The sequence below is a fragment of the Nodularia chucula CCY0103 genome (genome assembly GCF_963923915.1).
In the GTDB taxonomy this organism is placed as follows: Bacteria; Cyanobacteriota; Cyanobacteriia; order Cyanobacteriales; family Nostocaceae; genus Nodularia; species Nodularia chucula.
Genome location: NZ_CAWUOL010000225.1, coordinates 1 through 596 on the forward strand (window position 1 = coordinate 1; position 596 = coordinate 596).

Sequence of the window (596 nt, forward strand, 5' to 3'; positions counted from 1 at the left end):
TTAACGTGAGTTCGAGGGAGAGGAAGGGGCAAAAAACTTGCTGTGTAAAAATTTGCTCAAGTGGGATTCACGGGAACGGTAAGCGTTAGCTATGCCGTCAGGCTTTAAGCGCACAGTAAGACATCACTACGATTAATTGAGAATCGGTAAAAAGTGGCAAAAAAATGCCGAAACTAAAAATATCAAAGAAAAATCAAGGTTTCGGCTATGTCTACAATTGTATCTCGCCTCGACATTACACAAATTTTCTGCGACGTAGATGATTTTTGTCACCAATGGGAAAACCTCTGGCAGCAAGTACCGCAATTGCCATCAAAAATGGGAGAAAAACGTAGCAAATCGAGGATGCATTGATCCGAAGTGATGACAATAGTCATAGCCTTTCATGGCAGTGGATATAAGACATTTAAGGAATTTTACACACTACAAGTCTTGCCGGGTTGGCGTGAAGCATTTCCGAATTTGGTGAGCTACACAAGGTTTGTGGAATTGATGCCTTGGTGTTTAATGCTTTTATGTTGCTTTTTACATACACGCACTTGAGAAATTACTGGGATTAGCTTTATCGATTCCACCCCCATCAATGTTTGTCACAA

The 596-nt window shown here is 40.8% G+C and carries 1 pseudogene; it reads left to right on the forward strand.

From position 1 onward, the window contains the following. Window positions 1-207: 207 nt before the first annotated feature. A pseudogene (locus ACM0OP_RS24605) lies at window positions 208-540 on the forward strand (IS982 family transposase); the annotation flags it as partial. Window positions 541-596 lie beyond the last annotated feature (56 nt).